Here is a 6776-nt window from a genome sequence, read left to right as displayed (position 1 = left end):
CATGCCGCCGGTCTGTTCCTGGGTTCGCTGGCCCGCTCCGGCCTCAATGCACGCCAGGCGCTGTTGCTCGAACATGCCAAGGCGTCGAATACCGCCGCCAGCGAGATGCTCAACACCCTGCTGGACGTCTCCAAGGTGGCCACGGGCATGGTGCAGCCTCAGCCGCACAGCTTTGCCTTGCAGCCCCTGTTCCACAAGCTCGAGCGTGAGCTGGCGCCCTGGGCGGCCGACAAGGGGCTGAACCTGCGCTTGCGCGACACCACGCTGACGCCGTTTGCCGACCCCGGTCTGGTCGAGCTGATCTTGCGCAACCTGTTGCTCAACGCCATCCGCTACACCGAGCGCGGTGGGGTCCTGCTGGCCTGCCGCCAGCGGGCTGGACGCGCCGTGATCGAGGTGTGGGACACCGGCATCGGCATCCCGCCCGAGTCGCACCAGCGCATCTTTCAAGCCTTTCGCCAACTCGACAATCCGCAGCGCGATCGCCGCAATGGCCTGGGGCTGGGCCTGGCCATCGTGCAGGGGCTGGCGCAGGCCATGGGCGTCAGCGTGGCCCTGGTGTCTCGCCCCGGGCGCGGCACGGTGTTCCGGCTCAACCTGCCCTTGGGCCTGACGCCACCGAGTGTGGCGCCGGTGGCGCCGGCCTCACCCGAGGACCTGCAGGGCCTGCGCGTCCTGCTCGTCGATGACGACGACAGTGTGCGGCTGGCCATGCACGATCTGATGGGGATCTGGGGGGTGCAGTGTGTGGTGGTGGCGTCGAGCGAGGAGGCCTTGCGGTGCCTGACGCATTTCGAGCCCGATGTGGTGCTGGCCGACTACCGGTTGGACCGCACCCACACCGGGGTGCAGGCGGTGGCGGCCATCCGGGCGCACCTGGGGCGCGAGGTGCCGGCCGCGCTGGTGACGGGCGACACGGCCGCCGAGCGTTTGCAAGAGGCGCAGACACAGGGCCTGGCGGTGCTGCACAAACCGGTGCCGGCCACGTTGCTGCAAAGCTTGCTGCGCGATCTGCGGCAAGGCGTGCGCGGCGCTTAAGCCTGGCTGGGGGCGCGGCTGAGCACGTTGTTGGCTTCGAGCAAGGTGCGCAGCATGTCCATGAACACGAGGCGTTGCTCGGGGGGGAGGGGCGCGAGCATGCGCAACTGGGCCTTGCGCATGCTGGGGTCGATGTCGCGCAACAAGGTGATGCCGGCCTCGGTCAGGTGCAGCAGGCGCACCCGGCGATCACTGGGGCTGTTGCTGCGCACCACGAGGCCCCGGGCCTCCAGGCGGTCGATCACGCTGCCCAGCGTGGACGTGTCAAAGCCGATGCGGCCCGCCAGCGTGCGCTGATCCAGACCCGGCTCGCGCTGGATGGCGGTCAGGGCCGCGAACTGCACGGGCGTGACGCCGAACTCCTGGGTTTCCTCCAGAAAGATGGCCACGGCAATCTGCTGCAGACGGCGGATGTAGAAGCCCGGCAGTTCTTCAAGGGCTTGGGCATCGATCGGGGCGGGCGAGGACGACATGGGCAGCGGAGGGAAAGAGGCGCGCGGTGCGCACGGACATGCGAGTTTATCGGATGGGACTCAGTGGGCGTCGACCAGCGTCACGCGCCCGACATGGACCATGGTGAACATGGTGATGCCCGCGATCAGGCAGGGGATGCCGACGATCAGGAACAGTGTGGGCATGCCCAGGCCAGCCGCCATCATCCAGCCGCCCGCCATCGAGCCCAGCACTGAGCCGATGCGGCCGATGCCGCTGGCCCAGCTCACGCCGGTGGCGCGGCTGGCGGTGGGGTAGAAGGAGGCCGCCAGGGCGTTGGCACCCACCTGTCCGCCCGAGACCGTCACGCCCGCGCCGAACACGGCCAGCACCAGCAGCACGGTGTTGTCGGTGCTCTGGCCGATCAGCCAGGTGCACACCGCGGCCAGGCTGTAGACCACGGCCAGCACGCGGGTGGGCGAGAAGCGGTCCATCAGCGGGCCCAGGGCGATGGCGCCCAGCGTGCCGCCCACCTGGAACATGGCCGTGACCAGCGAGGCCTCCTTGAGCGACATGCCGGTGCTGCTGATCAGCGTGGGCAGCCAGCTCGACAGCAGGTAAATCACCAGCAGGCACATGAAGAAAGTCAGCCACAGCTTGAGGGTGCCGACGCGCAGGGCCGGGGCAAACAGGTGCTTGACGGGGAAGCCGGTGTGGGCCTGCTCGGCCACGGTGAAGGTGACGTCGCGCAGATCGGCCTGCGGGGCGATGCGTTGCAGGGTCAGGCGCACCTGCTCGGGCTTGTGGGACTTCATGACCAGGTAGCGCACCGACTCGGGCAGACCGAAGGCCAGCAGCGGCAACAGCACCAGGGGCAGGATGCCGCCGATCTCCAGCACGGCACGCCAGCCCCAGGCGGCCACGATGTGGGCTGCGGCCACGCCGCCGAGCGCCGAACCGATGGTGAAGCCACAGAACATCGTCATCACCAGCATCGAACGGGCACGCTCAGGGGCGTACTCGGAGCTGAGGGTCACCGAGTTGGGCATGGCGCCGCCCAGGCCCAGGCCGGTCAGAAAGCGCAGCACGATGAGCATCTCCAGCGAGGTGGAGTAGGCCGAGGCCAGGCTGGCCAGACCGAAGAAGGTCACGCACACCATCAGGATGGTCTTGCGACCGAAGCGGTCGGCCAGCGGGCCGAAGAGGAAAGCGCCGGCCATCAGGCCGCCCAGGCCGGCCCCGAACACGGGCGCCAGGGCGCTGGGGGTGAGGCCCCATTCGGCGCGGATGGCCGGGGCGATGAAGCCGATGGAAGCGGTGTCAAAACCGTCGACGGCGACGATGAGGAAACACAGGATCAGGGTGCTGATCTGTGTCCAGGACAACTTGTGGGCGTTGAGAAACGCTTGAACGTCGAGCGTTCGTGGTGTGGTGGTCATGGAGTGAGCCTTGCTTGGTCAAGCCAGCAGAGAAACGGCGCCATAGGCGGTTGGCCTGGCCGCAGGGGCAAAGGCACACGGCCCTTCGCGCCTCATGGGCGGGAAAGGCCACGCACGACCACCCGGCGGCGCTTGTGGCGCAGCCTGGTGGCATTGGAAACGAGTGTCAGGAGAGCGGGGAGATCAGGCCGCGTCGGGCTGCTGGCCGGGAGCGGCCAGGCGGAAGGCGTCCAGCTTGGCGCAGGCCGCGTCGATGGCGCTGATCAGCGGCCAGCGGCTGAGGTCGACCTTGAAGCGACGGGCGCTTTCCACCTGAGGGATGAGGTACACATCGGCCAGCGTCGGCGTGTGGCCGAAGCTGAACTCGCCGCGCTGGGTGTCGGCGGCGAGGAGGGCCTCATAGGCATCAAAGCCAGCGGTGATCCAGGTACCGCTCCAGGCGTTGATGGCGTCGTCGTTGGCGCCGAGTTCCTTGCGGAGGTACTCGAGGATGCGACGGTTGTTGATCGGGTGGATGTCGCAGCCGACGATGGCGGCCAGGGCGCGCACGTGGGCACGCTCGGCCGCACCGGCCGGCAGCAGAGCCGGCGTCGGGTGCGTCTCTTCCAGCCACTCGATGATCGCGGGCGACTGGATCAGCACCTTGCCGTCGACTTCCAGTGCGGGCACCAAGCCTTGCGGGTTGATGGCCTTGAATTCGTCCTGGAGGTGCTGCTCGGTGCGCAGGTCCACGGGGACGTACGTCGTTTGCAGCCCCTTGAGGTTCAGGGCAATGCGCAGGCGGTGCGAGGTGCCGCTGCGAAAGAAGTTGTAGAGCTTCATGAGGGGGCTCCTGCCGGCTTATTCGGCCGCGCCCACCGTCAGGGCGACTTCGGCCACGCCTTCAACCTGACCGGTGATCTTGTCACCAGGCACCACAGCACCCACGCCTTCAGGCGTGCCGGTGTAGATCAGGTCGCCAGGTTGCAGGTGATAGAACTGCGACAGGTCGGCGATGAGTTCGCGGATGTTCCAGATCAGCTTGTCGACGTTGGAGTGCTGCTTGGTGTCGCCGTTGACCTGCAGGGCGATGTCGGCCTTGTCGATGACCACGCCTTCCATCGGCACGATCTCGGTGCAGACGGACGATTGCTCGACGTCCTTGCCCAGGTCCCAGGGGCGGCCCTTGTCGCGGGCGACCAGCTGGATGTCGCGGCGGGTCATGTCCAGACCGGCGGCGTAGCCGTAGATGACCTTGTGGGCATCTTCTTGCGAGACGCGGAAGCCTTCGGCGCCGATGGCGACGACCAGTTCCATCTCGAAGTGGTAGTTCTTGGTCTCGGGCGGGTAGGCCACGGTGGCGCAGCTCAGCACCAGGGTGTCACGCGACTTGGTGAAGTAGAAGGGACGCTCGACCGACTTGTCGACCGGACGGCCCATTTCGACGGCGTGCGCATGGTAGTTGCGGCCGACGAAGAACAGGCGGTTGATCGGGAACTGCTCTTGCTTGCCACGGATGGGCAGGGATTGAACGGCGGGCGGGTTGAACAGGTATTGGGTCATGGTGTGTCTTTCATGCATGGACCGGGGTGGCTGTGCAGCGACCCCGGTCCGGTGGTTCAGGTGGCGAAACGGGTGTCGTTTCAGCCGCGGTTTTCGTACACGCCCAGCTTGCGGTGCAGCGGGGCTTCGTCGGCCACGAAGATGAAGGCCGGCGCGCTGGCCGAGCGGTTCTTCAGGGTCACAGCGGTGTAGCCGGGCGCGCAGCAGGTGTCGGCTTCGGCCAGTGTGAACGACGTGGCTTCGATCTGCACGTCGGCGCTGCCTTCGATCTGGTGGAAGACCTGGGCGGGTGAGCGGGCCGGCAGGCGCAGGGTCTGGCCGGGGCGCAGCATCAGGGCGTAGAAGCCCAGGATGTTCTCGGCATCGTCGCCGGTGACCGGGTTCACATAGGTGACCTGCACGCACTCGGTGTCGGGCTCGTTGTCGGCGATCGACACCAGCGCGGCACGGGCATCGGCCCAGGGGTAACGCAGCATCGGGTAGGCCTTGTTGCTGCGTTCGAACACGGTGGTGGGGGTCACGCCGCCACGGCCGAAGGCCTTGACGCCTTCACCTGGCTTGACCGACTGGCTCGGGCCTTCCAGGTGGTAGGAGGCCTCCATGTAGTACACCAGGGGCAGGTCCAGCACGTCCAGCCACACGACCGGCTTGTCGCCGTCGTGGCCGTGTTCGTGCCACAGACCGGTCGGGGTGAGGATCAGGTCACCGCGGCTCATCGGGCACTTTTCGCCGTCGACCAGGGTCCAGGCGCCTTCGCCTTCGACCACCATGCGGATGGCGTTGGGGGTGTGGCGGTGAGCGGGGGCCAGTTCACCGGGCAGCAGCAGCTGCATGCCCAGGTACATGGCGGCGCTGGCCTGCATCTTTTCCAGACCGTGGCCGGGGTTGGCCAGCACGAGCACGCGGCGCTCGGCCTTTTCGATCGGGGTCAGCTCGCCGGCCTGGATCAGCAGCGGGCGCAGCGTGGCATACGGCCAGTGGGTCGGCTGCGTCTTGCGGGCCGGCACTTCGGGCGGCAGCACGGCGCGCAGGCTGGGCCACAGAGGCACCAGGTTCTGCTGGGTCAGGTTGTCGCGGTAGTCCTGGGGCAGGTCTTCCAGGCGACCCAGGGTGTCAAAACGATCGTGGTTTTGCATGAGGGATCCTTGTGAGTTTCAATCCTGGGCCAGGCAGTTGGTGACGTTCCAGCCGTACAGCCACTCGATGGCGTCGTAGAAGCGCTCGGGCGTGCGGCCTTTCCACAGGTCGTTGCGGATCAGGCGCTCGACACCCTTGGCGTGGTACAGGCGGCCCATCTCACGGCCCGACAGCACGATGCGGCCAGTGCGCGGGATGCGCGAACGCTGGTAGTGGTCCAGGGCGGCGTCCCAGTCCTGGTTGTGCACGCGCAGGGCTTCGCCCAGGGTCACGGCGTCTTCCAGGGCCATGCAAGCGCCTTGGGCCATGTACTGCGTGGTCGGGTGTGCGGCGTCGCCCAGCAGGGTGGCGCGGCCAAAGGTCCATTGCGGGATGGGTTCGCGGTCGGCGGTGGCCCAGCGTTTCCAAGTCTTGGGCAGCTCGATCAACTGGCGCGCCTTGGGGTCGATCCCCTGGAAGTAGCTTTCCACTTCTTCCTTGCTGCCGTCCTTGACGCCCCATTCTTCCTTCTCACGGCTGTGGAAGGTCACGACGATGTTGTACTGCTCGCCGCCGCGCAGGGGGTAATGCACCAGGTGGCAGTTCGGGCCGGCCCACAGGCTGGCGGCGTTCCACTTCAGTTCGTCCGGGAACTCGCTCTTGTCGACCACGGCACGGTAGACCACGTGGCCGGTGACGCGGGCCGGGTCGTTGACGTACTGCGTGCGCACCACCGACTTGACGCCATCGGCACCGATCAGGGCCACGCCCTTCCACTGCTTGCCGTTCTGGTCGGTCACGGTCACGCCGTTGGCGTCTTGCTCGACCTTCTCGATGCGGGTGTTGGTGAAGAACTCGACGCGACCGGTTTCCTTGGCGCCTTCCAGCAGGGACAGGTGGATGTCCACGCGGTGGATCACGGCGTAGGGGTTGCCGAAGCGCTTGCGGAAGTTCTCGTCGGTGGGGATCTTGCCGATCAGCTTGGCGTCCACGGCGTCGTGCATCACCATGTAGTCGGTGAACACGGCACGCGAGCGGGCCTTCTCGCCCACGCCCAGCGCGTCGAGTGCGTGGAAGGCGTTGGGGCCGAGCTGGATGCCAGCGCCGATTTCGCCAATTTCAGGGGCCTGTTCAAACACCTGCACCTGGAAGCCCTGGCGCACCAGCGCCAAAGCGGCTGCCAAGCCACCGATGCCACCGCCCGCCACC

7 protein-coding genes are annotated in these 6776 nt (G+C 67.2%); 1 reads left to right on the top strand and 6 read right to left on the bottom strand.

Annotated elements, in window-relative coordinates; translation table 11 throughout:
- Window positions 1-1038 (top strand): hybrid sensor histidine kinase/response regulator (locus RBT42_RS16380; protein ID WP_320367076.1); only part of this gene is annotated, 1038 nt, incomplete at its 5' end.
- Here the strand turns inward: RBT42_RS16380 and RBT42_RS16375 are convergent.
- The 6 genes from RBT42_RS16375 to RBT42_RS16350 form a co-directional block, all read right to left on the bottom strand.
- On the bottom strand, window positions 1035-1511 hold the full coding sequence (locus tag RBT42_RS16375) for a MarR family transcriptional regulator (RefSeq protein WP_320367074.1): 477 nt from the start codon (window positions 1509-1511) through the stop codon (window positions 1035-1037). The two genes, RBT42_RS16380 and RBT42_RS16375, sit on opposite strands and share 4 nt — an antisense overlap.
- Window positions 1512-1571: 60 nt before the next feature.
- On the bottom strand, window positions 1572-2909 hold the full coding sequence (locus tag RBT42_RS16370; protein ID WP_320367072.1) for an aromatic acid/H+ symport family MFS transporter: 1338 nt from the start codon (window positions 2907-2909) through the stop codon (window positions 1572-1574).
- A 183-nt stretch (window positions 2910-3092) separates the two neighbouring features.
- Complete coding sequence (gene maiA, locus RBT42_RS16365; protein WP_320367070.1) at window positions 3093-3731, bottom strand: maleylacetoacetate isomerase; 639 nt, start codon at window positions 3729-3731, stop codon at window positions 3093-3095.
- 18 nt (window positions 3732-3749) lie between these two features.
- Entirely contained in the window at window positions 3750-4451 is a 702-nt protein-coding gene (locus RBT42_RS16360; protein ID WP_320367068.1) for a fumarylacetoacetate hydrolase family protein, read from the bottom strand.
- Window positions 4452-4531: 80 nt separating this feature from the next.
- Complete coding sequence (locus tag RBT42_RS16355) at window positions 4532-5587, bottom strand: cupin domain-containing protein (RefSeq protein WP_320367066.1); 1056 nt, start codon at window positions 5585-5587, stop codon at window positions 4532-4534.
- 18 nt (window positions 5588-5605) lie between these two features.
- Window positions 5606-6775 carry a 3-hydroxybenzoate 6-monooxygenase gene (locus tag RBT42_RS16350; RefSeq protein WP_320367064.1) on the bottom strand — a complete coding sequence of 390 codons (1170 nt, stop codon included), beginning with the start codon at window positions 6773-6775 and terminating at the stop codon, window positions 5606-5608.
- Between the last annotated feature and the right edge of the window lies 1 nt (window position 6776).

Origin of the sequence: Aquabacterium sp. (assembly GCF_034003525.1) — a bacterium.
Taxonomy (GTDB): domain Bacteria; phylum Pseudomonadota; class Gammaproteobacteria; order Burkholderiales; family Burkholderiaceae_C; genus Aquabacterium.
Note: the sequence above shows the minus strand (reverse complement) of the source record. Positions and strands in the feature narration are given on the sequence as shown.

Bases quoted from the DNA above. Each gene is read 5' to 3' on its own strand.
- RBT42_RS16355 (WP_320367066.1), bottom strand. From the start codon at position 5,587: ATGCAAAACCACGATCGTTTTGACACCCTGGGTCGCCTGGAAGACCTG.
- RBT42_RS16370 (WP_320367072.1), bottom strand. From the start codon at position 2,909: ATGACCACCACACCACGAACGCTCGACGTTCAAGCGTTTCTCAACGCC.
- RBT42_RS16375 (WP_320367074.1), bottom strand. From the start codon at position 1,511: ATGTCGTCCTCGCCCGCCCCGATCGATGCCCAAGCCCTTGAAGAACTG.
- RBT42_RS16360 (WP_320367068.1), bottom strand. From the start codon at position 4,451: ATGACCCAATACCTGTTCAACCCGCCCGCCGTTCAATCCCTGCCCATC.
- maiA (WP_320367070.1), bottom strand. From the start codon at position 3,731: ATGAAGCTCTACAACTTCTTTCGCAGCGGCACCTCGCACCGCCTGCGC.